Annotated in this window: 21 protein-coding genes; 10 read left to right on the forward strand and 11 right to left on the reverse strand. The window is 41.1% G+C overall.

Translation table 11 applies throughout. The annotated features are described in order from the left end of the window. Window positions 1-19: 19 nt before the first annotated feature. Window positions 20-1966, reverse strand: coding sequence for a S9 family peptidase (locus tag H5201_RS00050; protein WP_259399642.1), 1947 nt, complete (start codon window positions 1964-1966; stop codon window positions 20-22). 169 nt (window positions 1967-2135) lie between these two features. Here H5201_RS00050 and H5201_RS00055 point away from each other — a divergent pair, with 169 nt between their 5' ends. Next, window positions 2136-3425, forward strand: coding sequence for a hypothetical protein (locus H5201_RS00055; protein ID WP_182783409.1), 1290 nt, complete (start codon window positions 2136-2138; stop codon window positions 3423-3425). A gap of 56 nt (window positions 3426-3481) precedes the next feature. Here the strand turns inward: H5201_RS00055 and H5201_RS00060 are convergent, their stop codons facing one another. Next, complete coding sequence (locus H5201_RS00060; protein WP_149982169.1) at window positions 3482-4402, reverse strand: DUF808 domain-containing protein; 921 nt, start codon at window positions 4400-4402, stop codon at window positions 3482-3484. A gap of 123 nt (window positions 4403-4525) precedes the next feature. On the opposite strand from H5201_RS00060, the gene H5201_RS00065 reads away from it, so the two are divergent. Both H5201_RS00065 and H5201_RS00070 read left to right on the forward strand, forming a co-directional pair. Beyond that, a complete protein-coding gene (locus H5201_RS00065; protein ID WP_182717466.1) occupies window positions 4526-4810 on the forward strand; it encodes an MliC family protein in 285 nt (94 codons plus the stop codon). A 76-nt stretch (window positions 4811-4886) separates the two neighbouring features. Then, entirely contained in the window at window positions 4887-6908 is a 2022-nt protein-coding gene (locus tag H5201_RS00070) for a methyl-accepting chemotaxis protein (protein WP_182783410.1), read from the forward strand. A gap of 84 nt (window positions 6909-6992) precedes the next feature. Here the strand turns inward: H5201_RS00070 and H5201_RS00075 are convergent, their stop codons facing one another. Then, on the reverse strand, window positions 6993-9626 hold the full coding sequence (locus H5201_RS00075; RefSeq protein WP_182783411.1) for an EAL domain-containing protein: 2634 nt from the start codon (window positions 9624-9626) through the stop codon (window positions 6993-6995). Window positions 9627-9792: 166 nt separating this feature from the next. Here H5201_RS00075 and ubiD point away from each other — a divergent pair, with 166 nt between their 5' ends. From ubiD to H5201_RS00100, 5 genes are all read left to right on the forward strand, one after another. Then, entirely contained in the window at window positions 9793-11259 is a 1467-nt protein-coding gene (gene ubiD, locus H5201_RS00080; protein ID WP_145239922.1) for a 4-hydroxy-3-polyprenylbenzoate decarboxylase, read from the forward strand. A gap of 86 nt (window positions 11260-11345) precedes the next feature. Then, complete coding sequence (gene fre / locus H5201_RS00085) at window positions 11346-12059, forward strand: NAD(P)H-flavin reductase (RefSeq protein WP_182739433.1); 714 nt, start codon at window positions 11346-11348, stop codon at window positions 12057-12059. A 111-nt stretch (window positions 12060-12170) separates the two neighbouring features. Continuing rightward, a complete protein-coding gene (locus H5201_RS00090) occupies window positions 12171-12494 on the forward strand; it encodes a hypothetical protein (protein WP_259398747.1) in 324 nt (107 codons plus the stop codon). 29 nt (window positions 12495-12523) lie between these two features. Continuing rightward, on the forward strand, window positions 12524-13237 hold the full coding sequence (locus H5201_RS00095; protein ID WP_145239926.1) for a YafY family protein: 714 nt from the start codon (window positions 12524-12526) through the stop codon (window positions 13235-13237). A gap of 108 nt (window positions 13238-13345) precedes the next feature. After that, complete coding sequence (locus H5201_RS00100) at window positions 13346-13759, forward strand: CBS domain-containing protein (protein ID WP_149982176.1); 414 nt, start codon at window positions 13346-13348, stop codon at window positions 13757-13759. A 30-nt stretch (window positions 13760-13789) separates the two neighbouring features. Here the strand turns inward: H5201_RS00100 and add are convergent, their stop codons facing one another. The 8 genes from add to cyaY form a co-directional block, all read right to left on the reverse strand. Then, window positions 13790-14791: an adenosine deaminase gene (add, locus tag H5201_RS00105; RefSeq protein ID WP_182767392.1), complete on the reverse strand. Its 1002-nt coding sequence runs from the start codon at window positions 14789-14791 to the stop codon at window positions 13790-13792. Window positions 14792-14916: 125 nt separating this feature from the next. Then, on the reverse strand, window positions 14917-17610 hold the full coding sequence (locus H5201_RS00110; protein ID WP_182739434.1) for a CHASE domain-containing protein: 2694 nt from the start codon (window positions 17608-17610) through the stop codon (window positions 14917-14919). 38 nt (window positions 17611-17648) lie between these two features. Then, the gene (locus H5201_RS00115; protein ID WP_182783412.1) at window positions 17649-18758 is read right to left on the reverse strand and encodes a heme biosynthesis HemY N-terminal domain-containing protein; all 1110 of its coding nucleotides are present in this window, start codon (window positions 18756-18758) and stop codon (window positions 17649-17651) included. Further along, on the reverse strand, window positions 18755-20620 hold the full coding sequence (locus H5201_RS00120) for a uroporphyrinogen-III C-methyltransferase (RefSeq protein WP_182783413.1): 1866 nt from the start codon (window positions 20618-20620) through the stop codon (window positions 18755-18757). The genes H5201_RS00115 and H5201_RS00120 overlap by 4 nt, the downstream gene beginning before the upstream one ends. Continuing rightward, entirely contained in the window at window positions 20621-21559 is a 939-nt protein-coding gene (hemC, locus tag H5201_RS00125) for a hydroxymethylbilane synthase (RefSeq protein ID WP_149982317.1), read from the reverse strand. It abuts the gene before it with no gap. Between the two features lie 62 nt (window positions 21560-21621). Further along, a complete protein-coding gene (locus tag H5201_RS00130) occupies window positions 21622-22527 on the reverse strand; it encodes a DUF2914 domain-containing protein (protein ID WP_182767394.1) in 906 nt (301 codons plus the stop codon). Window positions 22528-22552: 25 nt separating this feature from the next. Beyond that, a complete protein-coding gene (locus H5201_RS00135; RefSeq protein ID WP_149982182.1) occupies window positions 22553-23209 on the reverse strand; it encodes an alpha/beta hydrolase in 657 nt (218 codons plus the stop codon). Next, window positions 23206-23529, reverse strand: a complete 324-nt coding sequence (gene cyaY, locus H5201_RS00140) for an iron donor protein CyaY (RefSeq protein ID WP_145239944.1) — start codon at window positions 23527-23529, stop codon at window positions 23206-23208. The genes H5201_RS00135 and cyaY overlap by 4 nt, the downstream gene beginning before the upstream one ends. Before the next feature lie 148 nt (window positions 23530-23677). Between cyaY and H5201_RS00145 the strand changes: the two genes are divergently transcribed. Together H5201_RS00145 and lysA are read left to right on the forward strand one after the other, a co-directional pair. After that, complete coding sequence (locus H5201_RS00145; protein ID WP_149982183.1) at window positions 23678-23872, forward strand: LPS translocon maturation chaperone LptM; 195 nt, start codon at window positions 23678-23680, stop codon at window positions 23870-23872. Next, complete coding sequence (gene lysA, locus H5201_RS00150; protein WP_149982184.1) at window positions 23872-25125, forward strand: diaminopimelate decarboxylase; 1254 nt, start codon at window positions 23872-23874, stop codon at window positions 25123-25125. Before H5201_RS00145 ends, lysA begins: the two co-directional genes overlap by 1 nt. Window positions 25126-25132 lie beyond the last annotated feature (7 nt).

The following is a 25132-nucleotide window of genomic DNA, read 5'->3' on the forward strand; positions in this document are numbered from 1 at the left end:
ACTGTTACATTGTTAAGTGTTAGTCTAAAAAGGTCAGCACTTGTTGATAATAACGAGTGCGATGTTCTTGCTTATAAAAACCATGCCCTTCATCTTTAAGCAGTTCATATATATAAGGATGTTTAGCTTTTTTAAGAGCCGCAATCAGTGATTCGGCTTGCTCAATCGGTGCACGCTGATCTTCACCACCATGCACTATCAGCACTGGAGCCTTTAACTTATCAATATTATAGCTAGGTGAAAAAGCCTTTAGTTGCGCTTCATCTGTACCCAATACATTCTGTAAATAACGTTGGCCACTATCGCGCTCCGCAACATCCCCTTCTTTAAACATTAAGGGCAAATCATAAACGCCAACAACGCCAATCGCACACTTAAACATATCAGGTTCTAAAATCGCACTTTGTAACGCTGAGTATCCACCAAAGCTCGCGCCCATAATGCAGATATTGTTTTTATTAACTGTACCCTGCTCAACTAAATACTTCACACCATCTATAATATCAAATTGAATTTCAGCTCCCCATTTTCGATGCCCAGCATGCTCAAAGTTACGGCCAAAACCACCTGAACCTCTAAAATTAACTTTTAGTACGGCCATACCACGGCTTGCAAGCAACTGTGCATCAAGGTCGAATCCCCACCAATCGCGCGGGCCATGTGGACCACCATGTGGCATAACCACTAAAGGTAAGTTTTTTTCTATGGTATTATTCGGTACTGTTAAGTAGCCATAAATAGTTAAACCATCTCGACTGGTATAACTTACAGGCTTGGTCTGCGCCATTTGTTCTGCATCAATCCAACGACGGGATGCAAACAAAAATCGTAAGTTATTACTTTTGGCATCGAATAAATAATATTGTCCAGGGTTACGATCATTAGAGGCATAAATAATATTAGTGTCGCCATCTTCAGTACTGCTAACGAGTTGCACTTGTTCACCAGGTAAAGCGGAGATTAATGATTTTAAACGCATGCTTTTATCTGATTGCCCATCGACAAAAGCATAAGTTGGATAACCTAGTTCGGTTTCAATCGCAAATAGCTCTTTTGATGCTTCATCGACCCATATTTGCTTTGGTGAGACTTTCTCTTCTTTATGAATTAAATCAACTGCTCTGGTTTTTAGATTCAATTTATATAAGCCTTGAGCTTCACCACTTATTGATGCTGTGATATAGACAGCATCACCACTACTATCAAAAGCGTGCAACTCCACATCACTGTAAGTCAAATCACCTAAATCAAGTGCTTGCCAATCTCCACCTGACTTTTCACGGGTATGTATTGTAGACTTAATATAATCATCACTGGAAACAGCCACTCTGACATTTCCTTCATGGTCGGTCAAAAAGTTGGCCATACGTGACGGGGAGCGCGTAACTTTACGACGCTTCCCTGAAAAAATATCAACCTCATAAACAACCGTGTGCGGTTCACTACTTGATGTCCACGGGTAAGTCACTATAAGCATTTTATCTTCATCGTGGATTAAAGGATCCAGCAAATAAGAGGTGCCATAAAGTGGTGTGGCTTTTTTGATATGAGAGCCAGTTTGCATTTCGCCAAGATAGCCAACTAAGTACTTAGCTTTTGAGCCATCAGCATTCACGCCATATAATTCACCATAATATTCAGGGTGATCTTGCCAGCCGTGTAAGTATTCTTTTGCAACTACAACCCGATCATCACTTACCCAATGATAAGCACCAACTTGGGCATTGCTCTCAAAATTAATAGCGTGGTGAATTGTAAATTTTTTAGCATCTAAAATAACCAGCACTTTTTTACCTTCAGGTTGCATAATTACTGCAAGGTAGCTTCCCTTAGGAGAGATTTTAACTTGGCTATATTCACTGCTGCGGCTGAAGTCATCGACTGCTGGAGCTGATTGATTTGCATCACTCATGAAGCTGACAACACACAAAGTAATAACAACAATCAACTGCATCATTTTGCTCATACAACATTCTTTTAAATTTATATTTTTATAATTGCTACAATTGTACCCAATAAGGTTTTAAATAGATATCCATCCAAATACGTAAGTAAAGAACGAAGAGTACTTATTTACTTTGTTAAGATTACATTATAACATTACCGATATATTATAACAAAACACCGGACTGTTTATGATTTTACCTAACTTTAAAACTTGCTTAATTGCCTCTATGGTTGCTGTACTGTGTGCCTGTAACAGTGAAATTGATGATCTTGTAGATAAAAATGCTGAGCAGAAAGATGACCATGACCACACTGAAATCACTGCAAAAGGGCGATTAGCGATTAGCCATGCTGATATTGCTAACGTATCTGTTTTTAACGCTGACAACAACTCGTTGCTGGAGACCTTTAATACCAGCAACGTAATAAGTGGTCTATATGCCAGTCCTAATTTCCGTTATGCAGTATTGATCCAGCGAGCAGAAAATTATGTTGAGTTCATTGACGGTGGATTATTTACAGAAGATCATGGTGATCACCAACATAGTTATGAACAGCAACCCGAGCTGCATGATTTAATCTTTAACGATAGTAAACCAACCCACTTTGATGTTAGTGGACAGCAAGCTGCACTGTTTTTTGATGGCGATCTTGATGCAGGGATCCCTGCAAGCTTTGTGTTATTAAGTGATGAATCACTTGCTGCTGGGAAAACGTTAGCAGCACATAGCTTTAACAATGCCATGCATGGTACAGCGCAAATTCGCGGTGAATCGGTAATCACAACTTATCGCAGCGAAGATATAACTAGCGTGCTGCCAAATTATGTTGAACAACTGCATATTCATGGTGATCACTTTCATCAAGAACAGCGGTTTGCAGTGGATTGCCCTGCACTACATGGCAGTGCGCAAAATCACCAGCATATCGCTTTTGGCTGTAGCGATGGTGTATTAGTTATAACTGAAAAAGATAATGTGTTTAACGCAGCCAAAGTAGCTAATCTCAACAACTTTGCTGAAGGTACGCGTATTGGCACAATTAAAGCGAGTGAACACAGCGAACTATTTTTAGGTATTGCACAAAGTAAGCTTTTTTACACCATCGACCCAGCATCAGCTGAAATGACACAGCTTGCATGGCAACAAAATACTGAAAATACCGTATTAGCAAGTGCACTGGATAGGATTACCGGCGAGTTTTATGTACTTGAAAGTGATGGTTTCTTGTCAGTGCTACATGCTGAAGATGATTGGCAAGTCAGCGCACGCTTTAAAGTACTCGAAAACCCAGCTGGTAACTATGCACTCGCGGCCTCAGCGGCCGACGATACTTTATATATCAGTGATGCAAACAACCAAACAGTATTAAGTATCGACACCCATGAGCAAACGACTAAAACTATTCTTAACCTTGATTTTATCCCTAATCAAATTACCTGGTTAGGTATAGCTGCTGAATCAAAACATGAACACTAATTAATTCAAGCAAATAACTTTCATAGCATTCCCTTGCTAATTCATTGCCAGCAAATTTACTTTGCTGGCTTTTTTGCTTTCATGCTGACAATTCCATGATGAACTAACACAGCAATCGCACCGGCTAATACACCTAATAAACCATCGAACAGTAAAGGCGCAATAATCTCTCCCAGCGTACCTAAGTTTGCCAGTGCAAACTCAGCAACAGCGGTTTGCCAATGATGCAACACACTAATACCATGCACTAAAATTCCTCCACCCACTAAAAACATCGCTACCGTACCTGCAAATGCTAAAAACGCCATTAAACGTGGTGCTGCGGCTAATAAACCTTTACCTAATAATGCTTTAAAACGGTTTCCTGTTTGCTGTGCTTGGTTAAGCAAATACAAACCAGCATCATCGAGTTTTACAATCCCTGCCACTAACCCATAAACGCCTATGGTCATGATCACCGCAATAACACTTAAGACTAGCGCTTGATTTAGTAAACTTGCACCCGCCACGGTGCCTAGAGTGATAACTATTATTTCTGCCGATAAAATAAAGTCGGTTCGAATAGCCCCTTTTACTTTTTGTTTTTCGTACTCAACTAAATCTAAATTTTCGACAGCATCTACATCATCATTTTTCGTAGCTGGTAATAACTTTTCAACTAACTTTTCTGCACCTTCAAAACACAAAAATAATCCACCAACCATCAATAAAGGTGTAATAAGCCAAGGCAGCCAGACACTTATTAATAACGCTGCAGGAACTAAAATAGCTTTATTTAAAAATGAGCCTTTCGCTACCGCCCACACGACCGGTAGCTCACGATCGGCAGTGACTCCTGTCACTTGTTGCGCGTTTAAAGCTAAATCATCCCCTAAAACACCCGCAGTTTTCTTCGTGGCGACTTTACTCATAGTGGCAATATCATCTAATAAAGTGGTGATATCGTCCAATAATGTCAATAGGTTAGTACCTGCCATCTCATTTCCTTTGCAGTTAAAAAATTTATAATTATCAACATAGCCTAAACGAGTATTTTCACCAAAGGTTAATTTTCGTTTGCTATGCTAGTTGCTCAACACATTTAGCCAAGGTACTTGTTAATGTATAAAACCCTATTAATTGCACTCGGTGTTATTAGCCTCAGTGCATGCACAGAACAATTAAATAGTCAGTCTTTCTCCTGCGATAGCCAGCTAAGCGCCGTTATTACCAGTAATGATGAAGAAAGTGCCACGCTAAATTACAATCAAGTAGATCATTCGCTGACCAAACAAATCAGTGCCTCGGGCGTAAAATATACCAATGAAGATGTGCTGTTTTGGACCAAAGGGAATGAAGCTATGTTGATAATTGATGGCAACAAATATCACTGTAATTTAGAGTAATACAATCGCTCGCCAAACTTATAATTTATAAAAATACTGCTACACTCATAAATAATTAAGTATTTACGGGTTTACTATGCGCGCTATTGCTATTAAAACGAAACTAATTTTTGCCTTTGCCACAATTGGTTTTTTAATGCTCGCCAGCAGTAGTTTTTTTTACTGGTCATTAGGACAAATTAATCACGCCACTTCGGATATAGAAACTTTAGCTGTACCGGTACAACAGCAAAGTCATGCCTTGCGGTTATCGCTGTTATCAATCACCAAATTTAATGCCGTTGCATACAGCCAAACAAGTAAAGCCAGTTTGCAACAGCAGCAACAGAGAACTCATGAAGAACAAGCTTTATTTAAAACCAAGCTAGAAGAATTAAGCTCTCAGCTACACGACCAACCGCAAATGCTGCAATTACTATCGAAAATAACACAACGCTATCAGCAATTTAGTACCACTAGCGCAACAATGTTTAACACCAAACAACAAGGCCTAACAGCAGCAACTCAGGTTACCTCATTAGCAAATGATTACGCTAATAATCTTGCTGACTTAAGTAGTGGCTTACTTGATTTAGAACTAATCGAAGTAACACCGGAGCAAAAATCGTTATTAGCCGCTATTGTTGGTACCGCGACCCGCATTGACGACTTACTATTCACCTTAGGCAATAATGTTAAGAGCATCAACCACATTAGTTCCCTACAAACACTCACAGAACACCAACAAGATACCGCTTTTTTATTAGACAATATCCAATCTAATTTTACATACCTACAACAGCAAGCGAGTGAGTTAAAAAATCAAACAAATTTCAGCAACCTAAAAGACCTTCTCAGCTTAATTAATCAACAGTTGGCAACACTGTACCAGCAACAAAGTACTCTTTTGACCAGCAAAGTTGCGACCGAGCAAGCCTTTGCTGCATTCCAGCAACAGTTTCAACTTACCGAGCAGCTCATTATTGAGTTAAATCATTTAGCCGATAAACGCTTTGATACCTTGCAGGCGGATGCTCAGTCGGTGATCACTACAGGTTCGCGACTCGCGATTATTATAAGTTTAGTGCTTATTTCGTTTGCAGCCTTGATCTGCTTTTTAACCACCAAAGCAATGTTAAAACCACTCAATGCTGTAAATAAAGCACTATCACGTATCGCTTCTGGGGATTTATCGAAACGTACAAAGCCCCATAATGATGATGAATTTGGTGTACTTTTAAACAATATCAATCAATTAAGCGATGATCTAAGTACATTACTAAGTGCGATAAGTGATAACGCCCACACCTTAGATCAATCAGCAATTCAAACCAGTGCACAAGGCCAACATATGACCGAAGCAGCACAGCAGCAATTAGATCGTATTGCAGAGGCCGACTCGGTGGCGCATAGCATGCATAGTAATTCCCAAGCGGTCTGTGAACGAGCTGATAACACCTCTAATGAAGTTGCTAACGCTTCGCAGTTTGCCAATGATGTAAATCAGATTGCTGATCGTAACAGCCAGCGTATTGCAGCGTTACTGACTCGGCTTGATCAAGCTGTACAAAGTACTAATGAGCTAACCCAACACACACAATTAATTGGCGCAATCGTGGATACAATTAGCAGTATTGCTGAACAAACTAATTTACTTGCGCTAAACGCTGCTATTGAAGCTGCCCGTGCAGGAGAAAATGGCCGAGGCTTTGCTGTTGTGGCAGATGAAGTTCGCTCTTTAGCTGCACGAACGCAAAACTCGACTAGCGAAATACATACAATGATCCAAACACTGCAACATCAGGCCAATACTGCTCATCATGAAATTAACGATGGGCAACAACAAGCAAAAGAATGTGTAGCAAATAGTAGTGAATTAAACCAAGCGGTGGATAAAATAAAAAGTACTTTAGTGACAATTAACCAAATGAGTATGCAAATTGCTAGTTCATCACATCACCAGCTTGATAACAGCAATGAGATAAAACAGATTATGGCGCAAGTAACGGTGCAAGCACAAACGAATGCCGAACATGCAAAGTCACTCGCCAATCAAAGTGAAGACGTTAACCAACTCGCTCACTCATTAACCAGCGCAGTAGAAAGATTTAAGTTCTAACTCTGAATATAAAACCCATCTGCAGCTATTGTGATAATGATAAATACACGCCACAGAAATAACGTTGCAGTGGCGTGTAGCAACTTATTTATTATTTTGCTCCGCGATAAACTCCCTAATGTATTTATCAAATAGTGCCGCAGGCAGTGGTTTGCTGTATAAAAAACCTTGAATATAATCACAATTTAGAGCGTTTAAAAAAGCCAGCTGTGCAAAGGTTTCAACTCCTTCGGCAACAACTTTGAGCTGTAGGTTACTAGCCATTGAAATTATTGCACTAACCATCGCACAATCTTCAAGATCATCCGGTAAGTCTTTTATAAACTCCCGATCTATTTTTAACTTACTCAGCGGAAAACGCTTTAAATAACTCAACGATGAGTAACCGGTGCCAAAGTCATCAATTGCTAAACCCACGCCGGTTCCGCGTAATGCTTGCAACTGCTGCAAAATATTTGAGCTATTATCAGCAAGTAGCGTTTCTGTAATTTCAAGGGTTAAACACTGAGCTGATAACTGCGTTTCCTGTAGAACACTTTTAACTAACGCTTCAATATCTTGGCGAATAAATTGCACGCTAGACATATTTACCGTAACAAAAAACTGATCACCGAAACAACCACACCACTTAGCAGCTTCGCGGCATGCTTCTCTGAGTACCCACTCACCAATGGGAATGATTAATCCTAACTCTTCACATACAGGAATGAATTGTGCCGGCGAAACATCGCCAAGCTCCGCACTATGCCATCGCAATAATGCTTCACAGCCGACCGTTTTTTTATCGTGGCTAATAATTGGCTGAAAATAAACGGTAAACTCGTTATTACTAAGCGCTTTATGAAGAGCATTTTCGAGCCTACTGCGAGCAGTCGCTTGTTCATGCAAGCCACTGGTAAAGAACTCAAAGCAGTTTCGCCCTTGCGCTTTAGCTTTGTACATAGCGCTATCAGCATTACGTAGTAATATTTTTCGATCGCTGCCATCGTCGGGGAAAATAGTGATCCCCATACTGCCGGATACAAATACATCTTGCTCACCAATTTTAAATGAAGAACTAAGCGCCAGCAGAGCTTTTGTAGCTAGTCGCTCAATATCTGCTAACTTATTGATCCCTGGCAGTAATAGCGCAAACTCATCGCCACCTAAACGGGCAACTACGTCAGAGCTGCGCATACATGCTTTAAGCCTTTTGGCAGCCTCAAGTAATAGTAAATCACCACTATTATGCCCTAAGGTATCGTTAACGCTTTTAAACCGATCTAAATCAATAAAACAAATTGCCAAACGCTTATTATCAGCTGTCGCACGGATCATTTCTTGATCTAGCTTGCTATTATAATGATAGCGATTTGCCAAACCCGTTAAGGTATCAAAATTAGTTTGTAGCCACATTTCCTGTTCATTTTCTTTGCGTAAAGAAATGTCGTTAAATAAGGCAACATAAACTTCAATGTCTTTTTCCTCGTCAAATACTACCGAAATATTGACCCAGCTCGGGTAAATACTACCATCTTTGCGGCGGTTCCATATTTCACCTTCCCAGTGCCCAGCCTCATTTAAACGTCGATATAACACTTTAAAAAACGATGGTTTATGATGGCCCGAATTTAATATTGCAGGTGATTTACCAAGCACATCTTGTTCTTGATAACCGGTGATCTGTGTGAAGGCTTTATTTACAGCTTGAATTTCATTATCACGATTAGAAACTAAAATACCTTCATTAGTTGTTGAAAATACCGTGCTCGCGAGTCGTTGTTGTTGACGTGCTTTTAATTTTAAAGTGATATCACGAATTAAATGTATTTCACCAATTTTGCTATTTTTTTCGTCGATAACTGCGGTTACTCGTGCCTCTCCCCAAAATACCTCTTTAGCTCCGTGAAATTGACACTCACTATCAACCCCAACTACTCCTTTCGAACACTCAGTAAATGAGTAAATATTTTTATCCTTCAGTGGCTCGCCTGCCGTCAACTTTTGCACAGCCGCAGTATTAGCTGTAATGACCCTATGTTCGACATCCGTGTAAACGAGCAGATCATCAATACTATTGAAAATCGCTTTTAGCGTCGCACTGTCTTTTTGCGCCGATTTTTTAGCTCGGCGTAATCGCAAAGCTAACATGGTTAAAGTCGCTAACAGTATTAGTAGTACAGAAATAGATATTAGCGCTAACAGCAATTGATCGGTGCGTTTTTGTTCTATTTCATTAGTTTGAATGGCAACCAATTGTTCAAGATTTTCTTGATAATGCCAAAGCGCTTTTTCAAGGTTACGTTGAGATGAAATATCATGTATGACAGAAAATAAAAAATCTTTATTTTCAATTGTAAATGGGGCTGAATAAACGCTAACGGTACGTGTTTCACCGCTCGCTAATCGGTGTTTGAAAACAAAATAGTTTTGCCCTTTACTCAGAGCAGCTTGGCGTTCCTGTGCAACTTGTTGCTCAGTAAATATATTAATTTGCTGGATACGCATTGTTTGCAATTGCGCAATACTGTAACCATAAAATGCTGCCGCTGCTTTATTAGCAAATTTAATTTCACCCGTTTGCGGTTCTACCACTAACATCACGGCACTGTGCTCATTAAAAAGCGGCACATTGAGCGCGGAATTTAATGATTGCTTAGCACTTACTTGATCTACAAAGGTAATTACACAGCAAAGAAGAACAGCCTTGATAAATGTTTTTACGATAAGCCCACCCATTAATCAAAAACTCATTTCAAACATTTGTCCTAAACTATAGCTTACTCACCTTATAATGTAACAAAAATGATCGCTTAAATGCGCTCTAAAAACACCTCATTAATTCGCTTAACGTCTTTATTTAAGTATAATGCCAACAGTCTTTTAAGCTTTAAAGCGGCCCACAATGAAATACAAAGATCTACGTGATTTTATCGATTTATTAGAAAAAAAAGGTGAACTGAAGCGTATTCACCAAGAAGTTGATCCTTATCTTGAAATGACCGAAATTGCCGACCGCACACTACGTGCTAAGGGACCCGCTTTATTGTTTGAAAACCCTAAAGGTTATGATATCCCCGTACTAGCTAACTTATTTGGTACACCAGAGCGTGTTGCCATGGGAATGGGTAAAGAACACGTTAGCGAACTACGGGAAGTCGGTAAGTTGCTGGCATTTTTAAAAGAGCCAGAGCCACCAAAAGGCATTAGAGAAGCATTTAGCCAAATTCCAGTGTTTAAGCAAGTATTAAATATGCCTGCCAAAGAAGTTAAAAAAGCGCCTTGTCAGCAAGTTATTCTAGAAGGCGATGATGTTGATTTAACTAAGCTGCCAATTCAACACTGCTGGCCTGGTGATGTGGCTCCATTAATCACTTGGGGTTTAACCGTCACCAAAGGACCTTTCAAAAAACGCCAAAACTTAGGTATTTACCGCCAACAATTACTCGGTAAAAATAAAATCATTATGCGCTGGTTATCACACCGTGGCGGTGCTCTCGATTTTCAAGAATGGTGTAAAGAAAACCCAGGCCAACCTTATCCGGTATCGGTAGCATTGGGTGCTGATCCTGCGACAATCCTAGGTGCCGTCACGCCAGTGCCAGATACCTTGAGTGAATACGCCTTTGCCGGCTTGCTACGTGGTAGCAAAACAGAAGTAGTTAAGTCGATCTCCAATGATTTACAAGTTCCTGCCAGTGCTGAAATAGTTCTTGAAGGCTATATAATGCCGGGCGAAATGGCACCTGAAGGCCCTTATGGCGATCACACGGGTTATTACAATGAGGTTGATAACTTCCCTGTTATGACCGTGACCCACATGACACATCGTAAAGATCCTATTTATCACAGCACTTTTACTGGTCGTCCACCAGATGAGCCGGCAATTTTAGGGGTCGCACTCAATGAAGTCTTCGTACCTATTTTACAAAAGCAATTTCCTGAGATAGTCGATTTTTATCTACCGCCAGAAGGCTGTTCATATCGTATGGCGATAGTGACAATGAAAAAACAATATCCAGGTCATGCCAAGCGCGTGATGATGGGGGTATGGTCGTTCTTGCGTCAGTTTATGTACACAAAGTTTGTCATTGTCTGTGATGATGACGTTAACGCACGTGATTGGAATGACGTGATCTGGGCGATTACTACACGTATGGATCCCGCCCGCGACACTACTCTAATTGAAAACACTCCGATTGATTATTTAGACTTTGCATCACCGGTTTCAGGTCTTGGTTCAAAAATGGGTATGGATGCCACTAATAAATGGCCCGGCGAAACCACTCGTGAGTGGGGCGAACCCATTGTGATGGATCAAGCGACTAAAGATCGCGTCGATGAAATCTGGCAAAGCTTAGATATTCTTTAACAGCTCTTTTAGAGGCTATAAACTCACTATGCGGATATGTTATTATTGTTCAAATAAAGTGCGTATCCGCTAATTTAAGGTAAAACATGCAAACATTACACGCTGAAGTTGTCGCTATCAGCCCACTCACTGAATTTGTTCACAAAGTAATTTTAAAACCTGTTGAAAGCGTCACCTTTGAAGCTGGCCAATATTTGCAAGTAGTGCTTGGCGAAAAAGACAAGCGCGCGTTTTCAATTGCCAGCCGCCCTTCACAGTCTGATGAGCTAGAACTCCATATTGGCGCATCTGCAGTTGATTCATATGCAATGCAAACTTTAGAGCATCTTCGCCAAGCCCATGCTGAGAAAACTCAGGTGTTGATTGAAGCCGGCTTAGGCATTTCACAGTTGCGTCTCCAATGCGAACGCCCAATTATTTTACTCGCTGGCGGCACTGGGTTTTCATACGCAAAATCTATAGCTGATCATTTAAGTGAAATCGGTTGTGAGCGTCCGGTATTGTTCTATTGGGGTGTGCGTGAAGAGTCAGCCTTGTATGCGCATACTGAAATGCAAACATGGGCCGATAGCCGTGAAAACTTTACCTTTATACCAGTAGTTGAAAACCCAACAGCTAGCTGGACAGGCCACACAGGCTACGTACATAAAGCGGTGATGAACGATATCGTATCGCTTGCCCCATATGATATTTACATGGCAGGGCGTTTTGACATGATAGGTATTGTCCGCGATGATTTCCTAGCACATGGTGCAATTCGCGAAAACATGTACGCCGATGCATTTGCATTTATAAAATAGTATAACCAGAGTAACCAGAGTAACCAGCTTAATTTTTATCCGTAAGCTGGTTACTGACACTCCCTGACAGCCCGCTATGATTTACTTAGCTCTTCTTAAACAAGGAGAACTATGATGACCACAAATTTAATCGAAGTTGTAAATTTCAAACTAAAGACTGATACAAATTTAGCGCAGTTCCATATCGCTAATAATGATTTTCAGCGTTATATTGATAACCAATCAGGCGTACTTTACCGCTCCCTTGCTAAACAAGCCGATACCCAGCAATATAGTAGTATCATTTATTTTGCTACGGTTGCTGATGCCCAAAAACTGCGTGATACATTTTTTGATAATGCTATTTGCCAACAGTACACTTCTCTCATTGCAAAAGAATCGATAAAGCTGGAGCGTTTTGAAGTGCTTAGCCAAACAGCTTGCCAACAAAGCTAACACTGTATTTTTGAAAACAAGGATAACCAATGCACAAATCAGAGCGGCTATTTCAATTAGTAAACATACTTAAGAGTCGCCGCTTTGCGATCACTGCAAACGAACTTGCCAATAAATTACAGGTATCTCAGCGAACAATTTATCGCGATATTCAGCACTTACAGAGCTCGGGCGTGCCCGTTGAAGGTGAGGCAGGCACTGGCTATTTAATTACCGATTACGACCTACCACCGATGATGTTTACTCTTGAGGAGCTACAAGCACTGTTGTTAGGTAGTAAAATGGTCAGCGCTTGGACTGATCCACAGTTAGCGGCGAATGCCCAAGCTGCAATGACTAAAATTAATGCTGTGTTGCCTAACAAGTTAAAGCAACGCGTTGCAGAGCTGCCGTATTTAGTCTCTGCATTTCATCACGATAAAAGCCACCAAACGACCACTTTGATACTTCGTAAAGCCATCACTAATAAAACCTGCATTGAATTTCATTATCTAGATGTTAATCAACGACCAACTCAGCGTATTGTCGACCCTTTAGGACTGGTATATTGGGGCGCAAAGTGGACTCTTATCGCTTATTGTCAGTTGCGCAGTGACTACCGAGAGTTTCGCTTAGATCGTATTCAAAGCATTATTCCACTCGCCAAGGCATTTGATACTAATTCACAAAAAAGCTTAGCGCATTATATGGAGTTAGTGAAAGCCAAATACCAAACTCACTCTGATGGTCTGGCTCATAATTAAATTTAGCTGTGATTGTTGTTACCTATCAGCGCAATCAACATAAACAATTTCACAAACGGCCAATCCTTAACCATACTTTGAATAACTCATTAATTGGGAGAGACCCAAATGTTAAACACCAAAGTAAAAGATTTTATGCAGCGCAAGTTACCGCATATAACCCCTGAAACCGAGATGACCACAGCAATTGCAGAACTACAAAAATTCAAACTACTGGGAGCGCCAGTGTTTGATGATAATAAATGTTTAGTGGGCTTTATTTCTGAGCAAGAACTGCTAAAACCGTTAATGCAAAATAGTTATTTTTGTGACGGTGTGGTTAAGGTTTCACAACTGATGCAAACCGAGGTTGTAACCGTCAACGGCGACACCAACATAATGGAACTTGCAGAGCAAATGAAAACCGGTAAGCCGAAAAACTACCCTGTTGTAGAAGGCACTACGGTCATAGGCATGATAGGCCGTAGTGATATTCTTAAAGCCATGTTTGATAACTACCTAAGCTGCCAACGTGAGCATTAGGCGCATAATTTAATGGCTTGTGCATCGTAACTATCGAGCAGCGACTGCTTGCTTTAGTTGCTGTTTTTCAGCATCACTCAAGTATGCAATATCAAGTGCATTGGCTTGGGCTTTTTCCATATCAGCCTGAGTAAGGCCTGCAGCAGGTCCTGCAACCATGTATTCATGTTCAATTTCGATGCCTTCCACTGCGGGATCATCGGTATTAATACACGCTAAAATACCATGATCTAAGAAGCGCTTCAGTGGATGCACATCTAAACTGGCTACTGTGCTGGTTTGCACGTTACTAGTTAGGCACGATTCAATACCTATGCGTTTATCACGTAGGTAGTCCATTAGCTTGGCATCTTCAATAGCTTTGACACCATGGCCAATACGCTCAGCACCTAGCTCATTGATTGCTTGCCAAATACTGGCAGCTCCCAGAGCTTCACCGGCGTGAATCGTTGCGCTAAGGTAAGCATCACGTACTTGCTTAAAGTGATCGACAAATAACTCGCCCGGAAAGCCAATTTCATCACCAGCTAAGTCCACTGCAACTAAATCATTTTTAAACGCGAGTAAGGCATCTAACTCTTGCTGGCAAACTTTAGTGCCATAAGTACGTGATAATATACCAATCAGGTTAGCTTTAACCGTGCTACTTTGAGTCGCACTTTTAATACCATCAACTACAGCTTCAACCACACCTTGTGGATGTAAGCCTTGGCTTTGTGCCATGTAGTAAGGGCTAAAACGCAGCTCTACATAATCAAGACCTTGTGCTTGCGCATCTTCAATATTTTCGATAGCAATACGCCGACACGCATCGTAATCACCCAATACCGTGACGCCCCAGTCAAGCTTTTGTAAAAAGGCCATTAAGTTAGGCTCAGGATCGATAACTTGCACATGCGGTATTAAGTCTGCAACATTATCAGCAGGCAGCTTAATATTGAACTGACGACCTAAATCAAGAATAGTTTGCGCGCGGACATTACCATCTAAATGGCGATGGATATCTAGCAAAGGGAGTTTTTTATTGATCATAATTAGCACTCAGTTCAGTTAATTTGCGCGGATCATACGCACTTAAATCGGTAATTCAAGTTTAGATCATTTTGTTTGTATTATTGAGGTCATTTGTCAGCCCCGATCGATAAAAGTACTAAAAATTAATCAGTACTCTGTTGTAGGTAATGCCATATGGTTTTAAATAGCTTTTCGGCATCGATTGGTTTTGTTAAATAGCCATCCATACCAGCTGCGAGAGCTTTTTTAACATCATCATCATGAGCATTTGCTGACAGAGCAATAATAGGAAGCTGATGTATAAATAGCTCATCACGAATCACTTTAGTGGCTTGCAAACCATCCATATTAGGCATTTGAATATCCATAAGCACTAAATCATAACGGGTTTCAGAGACCTTCTCAATGGCTTCAAAACCGTCACTGGCAACATCAGCAATACACCCTTTGGTTTTTAATATAGCGGTAGCAACATGTTGGTTTAGCGGATTATCTTCCACCAATAGGATCTTAAATTCAGCAAGCGATAAAGTACTCGTGTCAATCTCAGCAAAGAGAGGCTCTAATTGCTCGGCTTTAGTGAGAGGCGAGATACGTGGTAAGGTAAAAGTGAAAGTTGAACCTTGTCCTTCCTCACTTACTAAACTAATATTTCCTCCCATCAATTCAACCAACTTTTTGCAAATACTTAACCCCAAACCTGTACCGCCGAACTGTCGCGAGGTAGAGCTATCGGCTTGTGCAAATGGTTGAAAAAGTTGCTGTTGAGCTACTTGGCTAATACCAATACCAGTATCACTGACACTAAAGTAAGTGACGTCTTGCTGCTGCCATACTTTGAGTGTGATTGTGCCTGTAGCGGTAAACTTAATCGCATTATTTAATAAATTTAGCAAGACCTGCTTTAAACGTATTGGGTCGCTATCTAGCTGTAGATCTGCGCTGTTATCTAGTTCTAATATTAATTTCAGCGACTTAATGTCAACGTCGAATTGCACCAAATTAACTAATTCATCAATAAGCTGATTTAACTCGATAGGCTCTTGTATTAAATCGAGTTTGCCAGCTTCCATTTTAGAGAAATCGAGTACATCATTTAATACTCGCAGCAACACACTCAGCGCACCATCAGCTTGTTCAATATAATGGCGGGCTTGTTGCCAATCTTGCTGCTGCAACGCTAAATAATGCAGACCTTTAATGCCATTGATCGGAGTACGTACTTCGTGACTCATATTCGCTAAAAACTGGCTTTTGATTTGACTTGCTTCATCTGCTTTTTGTTTTTCTTGACGCAACACTCGTGTTTGTTGAGCAACTTGCTCGCGCACCTGAATATTGGTGCCGGTCACTGAGATTAAAAAAGTGATCAGTAACCAAACAAATAACATCCCTAATATTTGTGCAAACCAGTACATTATCCATGACGTTTGTGTTGTTGGTTCAAATAACTGAACTTGCCAAATTCGCTGCCCGATAACTAACTGGTATTCACTCAGCAGTTCGCTATCAGTGCGAGATGCGCGGTAGATTAGTTGTCGCTGCTGCGCATCAGTCACATCGTAGAAGTGCATACTTATTTGACTGCGATGATTAAACTGCAAAGTATCAGCCAAGCGCGCTAAGTTAATAACGCCAACCACAAAGCCCCTAAAATCACCTTGCATATCTAAGTCACCAAAAACCGGAAAGAAAAATAATACCCCAGTATCATCATTGTTGCTTTGTACAAGCTTCATCGGCTCGCTAATAATCAACTCATTCAATGCTTTTGACATCATCATCACATCACGGATTTGCGCATTTGAGGCTAAATCAAAACCTACTACCCCTTCATTACCCAACATCGGATGTACATACTGTACAGGGTAATAACTGTCCCGTTTCGTCACACTCTGCCATTGTTGCTGGGGTGATTGCTCTTTTATATAAAATTCATTAAAGCCTTCTAGACGAATTTGTTGTTGGTATTGAGCAACCGTTGATAAAGGTACATTTGGCACCCATTCTAGGGCAAGTACTTCATTGCTGTAATTAAGTTGAGTTGTAGTAAAACGCTTAAATTCAGCGTAACTGACTTCATCACTACTGGCAAAAAAAGTAGAAAGCAGAGCTAAATGCGCCGATACCTCATCTAATTTATGATTTATTTCCAACCGCACTTCAGCTACTTTTGCTTCTTGCTTTTGAATATCTTTGTCTTTTTTCACACTTGCCGCAGCATAAAAGCTAATACTTATAACGACATAAATAAGGATTGAAGGTAAAATTACTTGTAAGCGATGGCGCATCTGCTCGTAATTAAAAGCCGCCAATATTAACGGTGTAAAAATTAACACCCCAATACTGTCGCCAATCCACCACGCCACAAAGTTATCAAAAGCGGTATGTACCGGTATTATATTATTGGACACCAATAAGCTAGTGCCTATCGCTGCAGCAATCACACAGCAAGCAGGCCCTGCAATGATCAAGCTTTGTACACTGTGTTTTAAAGAGGATAAGTCTAGCGGAGCTTTAATTATTTTAACGATGCAATAGCAGCCTACCCAGGCCTGCAAAACGGCTGCAAAAGATACAGCTAAAGCTTGTAAGAAAACCTGCCAATGCAGAATATCAGCAACACGATCGAGATGAATCATATTGGTGAGTAAAGCACCGAGCAAAACCCCAACTAAGGCGCGTCGCCCGCACAATAAAAACCCTGCAAGGGCAATGCCTGATGGTGGCCACGAAGCCACAGCATAACCATCAATAGCGAGCAGCGAATTACTGAAAAACCCAGTAATAAAATAAGCAAAAGTTAAACCAAACGTCAGAGTAAATATATTTTGCAATGCTCTGGCGCTCCTATTCAGGCCTCAACTAACTGTAATTACAAATAAAGGTCGAGTGCTTTTTGGGGTTGTGCGCTTTTACTATAACTAAGCTGTGCTTGTACTAAATATTCTTTGCTGTTCTCTGTGTTTAACGCTTTATCGAACACCCGAGCAGCAAGCTCATACTCACCATGAGCATTAGCTAAGCATGCAAGTGCCAGTAACAATGCTTGATTATCCGGCTCTTTTTTTAAAGTATCTTGTAAACTCGCCTGTAACTTTAATGCGTCTCCAGGGGCGGACACTTTTAATATATGTGCAAGCTCAATATGCTGCTCTGGTTTTTTCAGCATTTTAAGTAAACTTAATTCAATCTCATTTAAACGCCCAGCTTTTGCCATCGCAGCTAAGTAACAGCTATGCGCTTTTACTTTTACGTTTTTAGATAGTTGCTGATACTTATCGGTTAATTGCGATTCTGGCTGTGCCATAAAGTAGGTGGTTAATAATATCGACCATTGGCTATCTGTTAACGCTTTTTTACTTAGTAAACGCGGCATAAACTGCTCAAGCGCAGTCCATTTTTGCTGTTGCACAAGTACTTCGGCATACAATTTCAGCTCCAGCGCGGTGGCTTTTTTAGCTTCCGCTAACGCTTTTAATTCACTGCTTACTGTGCTGCAATCACCACTGGCTAACCAGAGTTTAGCCGCTTTTAGTTGGTTTTCTGGTGAAATTTGGTCAAGTAATCCAATCGCTTTGCTTGTGTCATTATTTTGTAAAGCCGCTTTAGCTAATAACGCATAGCGCACATCTTGCCAATTATCAGCCACGCTATTGTTCCCCAATGCCAGTTCTAGCTGTTCGCTATCACCACTGATCAGACTCCATACAGCTTGTTCAATCGCCGCTTGTTTACGCTCCTCACTACGGGCAAAAAAACGATGGCGAGTATTGCTGTATAAAGACAAAATATAACTAATAAGCTTATAAGTTAAATACAAACCCAGCGCGATAACCAAAATGGTCGCGCAAAAAGCAACGATAGACCCTTCAATAGTAGTTTTATTAAACGAAATTAATACATAACCCACTTCACCTATTAACATAGGCGATAAAGCAAGTAATACAGCAACTGCTAAAATAACCAATATTAAGCGGATCATTTTGCCCACTCCTTGATCTGCTCAGTACTTTGCAAAGTGATAGCTGGACTAAAGTTTAACTGCTCTTTGCTCAACTCCTGCAGCGCTTTAAGCGTACTTTTAGTTAGTGCTTCATCATGTTGGAAATAATCTTTTACTAATACTTCGGCTTGACTCAGAGCAGTAAAATAAATACTGGCTTGTTTAGTCAAAAGCGCATCTTGAGCTTGCGATAAATATAAACTTAATCGCTGTTGGATCAAATGACGCTCGTACTCTGTCAATAAAGGTTCAATAGCGATATCTTCACGTTGGCGAATTTTAATAAAGTTATCTTTAAATTGCTGCCACGAATTAGCTAAATTTTGCTGCCAATCACTAACGTTTTCGCTCAATACATGTTGCTCTTTTTGATCTACTTCTTGTGGTAATGCCACCGCATTGAAAACGAGCTTATCTACTTGCCCAAGTACACCGTGCAGCTTTAAATAAATTGCTTCTATTGCAACCGGCTCAACAGTGCTAAGCGCTTGCAAATCTTGATAAATTGCTTGGCGAATAGCGCCAGTTCCTGGATGCTCTGCTAATAACGTATCTAATCGAGTTAATACTGCCGCCGCTCCATTATAATCATGCTCAGCCCACAGTTTAAACTCAGCCATACGCTGCAAACTAGTCACCTCTTGTGGATTAAGACTATATGTTTGTTGCTCTGCACGCTGCAAGGCGGCTGCTAATTGTTTTGCCGTGTTATCTGCATTTTCAGCTAAGCTAGCAGCAACTTTTTGCTCACTATTAAACAGCGCTTGTTGCAAGGTTTGCTGCGCAACTTTCACTGCTTGCAGCTCTTTACCGAGTAATTGGTTGTCAGCTGATAACTGATTAACTAACAGATTTGCTTGCTGTTGTGTATGAAGTTTTTGGTAAAACTGAAAACCAACACCAGAGGCCACAATCAACGAGATAAGTAATGCTAAGCTGCCAGTTTTACTTATTTTTTGTTTGTTTTTTTGGTTCGTTTCTTGTTTCATAGCAAAGTCTTTTTTTGTTGCCGAAGCAGAGTCTGCAACCTTAGCATTCGCCTTGGTTGAACTGCTTGGCGTTGCTTTAGGGTCAGCAAGCTGTGATGTTGGCTTTGTATCTTCACTCATAATGTTACCTTCGCTAATACAAGTAAACATAGCGCTATCGCTTGCACCTGCAGCAATGTGTATATTTGCCGAGTCAATCTGTTGCGCCGCAAGGTATTCACTAATGCGAGCACTGGCAACATAAAACTGGCACTGTCTGATCCACTCTAATTGTTTTGCGCCCAATTCACGAAAAATCGCATCAACTGCCGCATTACTTGTTATGACTATACCTTTAACATCAAGGCTTTGCCAGTGGTCTAGCCAGTCAGTTGCATTACCTTCTACAGGGCCTCGTTGATAAACCACTAAATTATTTAAAAATGCCCCACGTTGCTTTAAGTTTTTTGCAATCGTTGCTCGGCCATCTTTACCTTTAACCAACACTATATTTAGACCATCAACTTGCTGTAATGATTTTAAAGCCAGTAATCCTTCAGAATCATGCAGTTTAGGCACGGCTGCTCGTACGCCGAATGCCTGCCAAATGGCCTCTGCCGTTTGTTCACCTACGGCATAAAATTGCGCTTTAGTATTGATATCGGGTTTAAGTGCCAACAATGCTTTGACAGCATCTTGGGAGATAAAAATAATTTTATCTGCATTCAGTAAAGGGGTCAGTTGAGTATTATCTGGGGTTAAGTAATCAATTTTCAAAACCGGAAATAAAGTCGCCTGATAACCCCCTTGCGACAGTTGCTCTGCAAGGTCGGCGCCTTTTCCATGTGGGCGAGTTATCAGGATCTGTGACATTTATGCGTCTCTATATACTTCAGCTAAAATTTTATCTGCGCCTAAAGCAAGTAACTGTTCAGCCAGTTGCACACCAAGCTGTTCAGCATCAATTGCTTTACCACTGATCTCAGCGCGTAAAATTTCGCTGCCATCAATTGCGCCCACTAAACCACGTAAATGTACTTGCTCGCCATCAACTAAAGCATAAGCGCCAATTGGTACTTGGCAACCACCTTCTAAACGGCGATTCATTGCACGTTCGGCATTAACACGAATACGTGTCTCGTTATGCTCAAGTGGTGCAAGTAACGCTTGGGTAACCTCGTCATCAATACGGCATTCAATACCTACAGCGCCCTGACCATTCGCTGGTAACGATTCTTCTGGTTCAATAAATGCTTTAATACGGTCATGCATCTGTAAACGAATTAAGCCAGCAGCAGCTAAAATAATCGCATCATATTGGCCATCATCAAGCTTAGCTAGGCGAGTATTGACGTTACCGCGTAAATCACGAATTTCTAAATCAGGACGCAGTTCACGAATTTGACACTGACGACGCAAACTCGATGTACCAACAATAGCACCTTGTGGTAGCTGTGCAATGTTGGCAAAGGTATTTGACACAAATGCATCGCGTGGATCTTCACGTTCACAAATTGTATGCAGTGCTAACCCTTCAGGAAAATCAACAGGTACATCTTTCATTGAATGCACAGCGATATCTGCACGGCCATCTAACATGGCCTGCTCAAGCTCTTTAACAAATAGTCCTTTGCCACCGATTTTTGCAAGTGGTGTATCAAGAATAATATCTCCTTGCGTCGACATTGGTACTAGCTCAACAGTAATGCCGGCATGGAAATGCTCTAGCTGTGCCTTTACAAATTCAGCCTGCCACAGTGCTAATGCACTTTTACGCGTAGCGATACGAATAAGTTGAGGTTTTTTTGTCACGTTTTCAGTCATAAAAGGAGTCCAATTAATTTTCTTTGCTGAGCCTAAAGGTGAATAAACACTTACTCAGCTAAAATGCGAAATTCTTTTTGTGCCAATAAATGGCCCTGTTCGTCAACAACATCAACACGCCAGTTGCCAACTTGTTCAGGTAAAATAGTTTTATTAGAGTAAGTGCGATACCGAGGAGACGTTACACCAAGCTCAATACTATCTAGCACTTCATTTTCATAGCGCCAAACATGCTTGACCGTCTGCCCTTGCATATTTTTAAGCTCACTAAAAAATGCCATTGTTTCAGTAAATTCATTTAAACGCACATCCGCTTTAAAAACATTAACGGGTTCACGATCAACCACTTCACGGGTCAATACTGCGCGGCTTACTTTGTCGGTATCAATTTTTGCACCAAGAGCAACGCTGGCAATATGTGCGGATGTAGCAAAACTATCTGGTTGCTCCGCACTAACGTCACTCTCTACTGGCTCATTATTGGTATTTGTAGCAACAATAGTATTAGCTGCAAGTGCTTGGCTTTGTTCGGGCTGATTACTATCAACAATTTGCTGCTCTGGGCTATCAGTTATCATCGCCATTTCTAGCGATTCACTTTTATCATCCACTACACTAGCATCATTACCATCATCAGCATTAATATCAGTGAGCGTCGACGCTTCGCTGATTACCTCAAACTCTGTATTGTCTGCTACCGTTGTTGAAGATGCTAAAGGCGCGTCTTCTTCGCTTGTCTGTGCAACAGACTCGGCGGGGCTATCAAGGGGTTGTTGTTGATCATTTTGCTCAGCATTAACGGAGCTCAACAGGCTATAAGTAAAAATAACTAACGCAAATATCATCAGTAGCGTAACGGTAACAATGCGCTGCCAATGCCATTGATAGGTTACCTCAGGCGCGATAGGTGCAGCCTCTCGACTCATACTTGCAGTGATCACTATTTTTTGTTTCATTTTAGCCTCGGCTACTCAACACTATTTAACTTAAGCGCGCGATCAACCAGTGGCGAATAGCCATTAGTTCTTCCCCGCAGAGCTGATGGCCCATTGGGTAATCTTGCCAACTTACATCCATGTTATGCGTTGTAAGTATGTCAAACGCATGACGACCTGCATCATAAGGTACTACTTGATCTTGGCTACCATGAGCCATAAATACCGACAAATCTGTATGTTTAGCTTCAGCCGTTAACTTATCTGGCACGCACATATAAGTCGAAAGCGCCATTACACCTGCCAGTTTCTGAGTTAAACGCGGTGCTAAATGTAGCGCAATAACGCCACCTTGAGAAAAACCAGCCAATATTATTTTATCTGCAGGAATACCTTTACCAAGCTCTTGCTCAATCAACTGCTCAACCTTCGCCGCTGATTCGCGTACCCCAGTTTCATCAGCACGCTTGTCTAGATCCATAGATTTAATATCATACCAAGAACGCATTGCCATACCACCATTTATGGTGACCGGTTGTACCGGAGCATGCGGGAACACAAACCGCACACCTAATTCATCAGGCAATGCAAGTTGCGATGCGACAGGTAAAAATCCATCGCCTGAATCGCCTAAACCATGTAACCAAATAATCGTTGCTTGATGCTGGCCTTTTGCCGCGTATTCTACAAACTCTAAACTCATAGTGCTGATTGCCATTCTACCGTTTGGCCAGCTTGACGCGTTGTTGCTTCATTCATAAACTGCCAAAATTCTGCGCCCGAGCGATTATCAATCCACTTATCGCCACGCAATTCAAAATGGTGACCATTAAACTTAGTCGCAACCCATACTTGATGCAAAGGAGCTTGCTTATTAATCACAATTTTACTGCGATCAGCAAAAATAATCTCCAAAATACCTTGTGCAGATTCATAGTCTAAGTCAGCTTCACAGTCATCCACTTGTTCTTCAATGGTAAACATAAGAGCTTCGGCTAATTGGTGGTATTCATGATCAGTCATTATTATTTCCTTTTACGGGCATTTAGCCAGATATTCGGTACGAATTGCATGCAGCTAGTGTAACAGGAATAAATTCATCCGCGAATAGCTGCATTTTTTAGATATTCTGTTAATCTGCGATTATAAAGCCAGCAACACGATTAATCTAATGAAAGAGATGCATCTTAAACAATTAAAACGACTTTCCCCACTTGGTGTACTACTCATCACTTTAGCTGGCTGCGGACAAAGCGGGCCACTGTATTTGCCAGAAGATAAAGCCGAGCCAAATAAACCACAACAAGTAACAACTCCAGTTACGCAAACACAGTCATCAACAACTGAATCGAAACAGGACCAATAATGGACTTTTTTGACTATAAAAATAATCAGCTGCATGCTGAAGACATCGCTGTCAAGGAGCTCGCCGCACAATACGGTACGCCTTGTTATATATATTCTCGCAAAACCTTTGAGCGTCATTACCTTGCCTTTGCACAGGCCGCGACCAATCATAAAAACTTAGTTTGCTATGCTGTAAAAGCCAATTCAAACATTGCTGTTTTAAATGTGCTGGCACGTTTGGGCTCAGGTTTTGATATTGTTTCTAAAGGTGAGCTTGCCCGCGTCATTGCGGCCGGAGGCGACGCTAGTAAAGTGGTTTTTTCAGGGGTTGCCAAAACAGCTGACGAAATTGCCTACGCACTCAAGCTCGGGATTAAATGTTTTAATGTTGAGTCTGTCTCAGAGCTAGATCGTATTTCACACGTTGCCAGCGAACTTAATTTAGTCGCGCCAATTTCAATTCGTGTAAACCCTGATATCGATGCGAAAACCCATCCGTATATTTCAACGGGTTTAAAAGAAAATAAATTCGGTATCGATATTCTTACTGCAACAAGTGTTTATCAGTATGCTGCGTCATTGCCTGGCCTAAAAATCACCGGGGTTGATTGTCACATTGGCTCACAGCTGACTGAAATCAAACCATTTCTCGAAGCACTAGACAAAGTACTGGCTCTAATTGACGATTTAAAAGCCAACGGTATTGAACTCAGCCACTTAGATATTGGCGGCGGTTTAGGCGTACCATACAATGGCGAAGCGCCACCGCATCCAAGTGAATATGTGGCACATATCACCGATCGTTTAACTGATTATCAACACTTAGAGCTTATTTTTGAACCGGGCCGTGCGATTGCTGCCAATGCGGGTATTTTGGTTACAAAAGTTGAGTTTATAAAACAAAACCAAGATAAGTTTTTTGCAATCGTTGATGCCGGTATGAACGATATGTTGCGCCCTGCTTTATATCAAGCATGGCAAAAAATTGTGCCGGTAACGCCTCGTAATGACGACACACCCACATACAACTTTGATATTGTCGGTCCGGTGTGTGAAACCGGTGACTTTTTAGGTAAAGATCGCCTGTTAGCCTTACAACAAGGTGATTTACTTGCCCAGCGCAGCGCTGGTGCCTACGGCTTTACCATGAGCTCAAATTATAACTCACGGCCACGTGTGGCAGAGATCATGGTCGATGGCGAGCAGAGTCATTTGATCCGCGCGCGTGAAACTCTGGAAAGTCTATGGCAAGGCGAGAAAATTTTACCATAAACTTTTT

The sequence above is a fragment of the Pseudoalteromonas sp. SG43-6 genome, assembly GCF_014164365.1.
GTDB classification, from domain to species: Bacteria; Pseudomonadota; Gammaproteobacteria; order Enterobacterales; family Alteromonadaceae; genus Pseudoalteromonas; species Pseudoalteromonas rhizosphaerae.

Bases quoted from the DNA above. Each gene is read 5' to 3' on its own strand.
- H5201_RS00130 (WP_182767394.1), bottom strand. From the start codon at position 22,527: ATGAAACAAAAAATAGTGATCACTGCAAGTATGAGTCGAGAGGCTGCA.
- lysA (WP_149982184.1), top strand. From the start codon at position 23,872: ATGGACTTTTTTGACTATAAAAATAATCAGCTGCATGCTGAAGACATC.
- H5201_RS00095 (WP_145239926.1), top strand. From the start codon at position 12,524: ATGCACAAATCAGAGCGGCTATTTCAATTAGTAAACATACTTAAGAGT.
- H5201_RS00090 (WP_259398747.1), top strand. From the start codon at position 12,171: ATGATGACCACAAATTTAATCGAAGTTGTAAATTTCAAACTAAAGACT.
- H5201_RS00115 (WP_182783412.1), bottom strand. From the start codon at position 18,758: ATGATCCGCTTAATATTGGTTATTTTAGCAGTTGCTGTATTACTTGCT.
- H5201_RS00135 (WP_149982182.1), bottom strand. From the start codon at position 23,209: ATGAGTTTAGAGTTTGTAGAATACGCGGCAAAAGGCCAGCATCAAGCA.
- H5201_RS00070 (WP_182783410.1), top strand. From the start codon at position 4,887: ATGCGCGCTATTGCTATTAAAACGAAACTAATTTTTGCCTTTGCCACA.
- H5201_RS00100 (WP_149982176.1), top strand. From the start codon at position 13,346: ATGTTAAACACCAAAGTAAAAGATTTTATGCAGCGCAAGTTACCGCAT.
- add (WP_182767392.1), bottom strand. From the start codon at position 14,791: ATGATCAATAAAAAACTCCCTTTGCTAGATATCCATCGCCATTTAGAT.
- H5201_RS00145 (WP_149982183.1), top strand. From the start codon at position 23,678: ATGAAAGAGATGCATCTTAAACAATTAAAACGACTTTCCCCACTTGGT.
- H5201_RS00075 (WP_182783411.1), bottom strand. From the start codon at position 9,626: ATGGGTGGGCTTATCGTAAAAACATTTATCAAGGCTGTTCTTCTTTGC.
- H5201_RS00065 (WP_182717466.1), top strand. From the start codon at position 4,526: ATGTATAAAACCCTATTAATTGCACTCGGTGTTATTAGCCTCAGTGCA.
- cyaY (WP_145239944.1), bottom strand. From the start codon at position 23,529: ATGACTGATCATGAATACCACCAATTAGCCGAAGCTCTTATGTTTACC.
- H5201_RS00050 (WP_259399642.1), bottom strand. From the start codon at position 1,966: ATGAGCAAAATGATGCAGTTGATTGTTGTTATTACTTTGTGTGTTGTC.
- fre (WP_182739433.1), top strand. From the start codon at position 11,346: ATGCAAACATTACACGCTGAAGTTGTCGCTATCAGCCCACTCACTGAA.
- H5201_RS00120 (WP_182783413.1), bottom strand. From the start codon at position 20,620: ATGTCACAGATCCTGATAACTCGCCCACATGGAAAAGGCGCCGACCTT.
- H5201_RS00060 (WP_149982169.1), bottom strand. From the start codon at position 4,402: ATGGCAGGTACTAACCTATTGACATTATTGGACGATATCACCACTTTA.
- ubiD (WP_145239922.1), top strand. From the start codon at position 9,793: ATGAAATACAAAGATCTACGTGATTTTATCGATTTATTAGAAAAAAAA.
- H5201_RS00055 (WP_182783409.1), top strand. From the start codon at position 2,136: ATGATTTTACCTAACTTTAAAACTTGCTTAATTGCCTCTATGGTTGCT.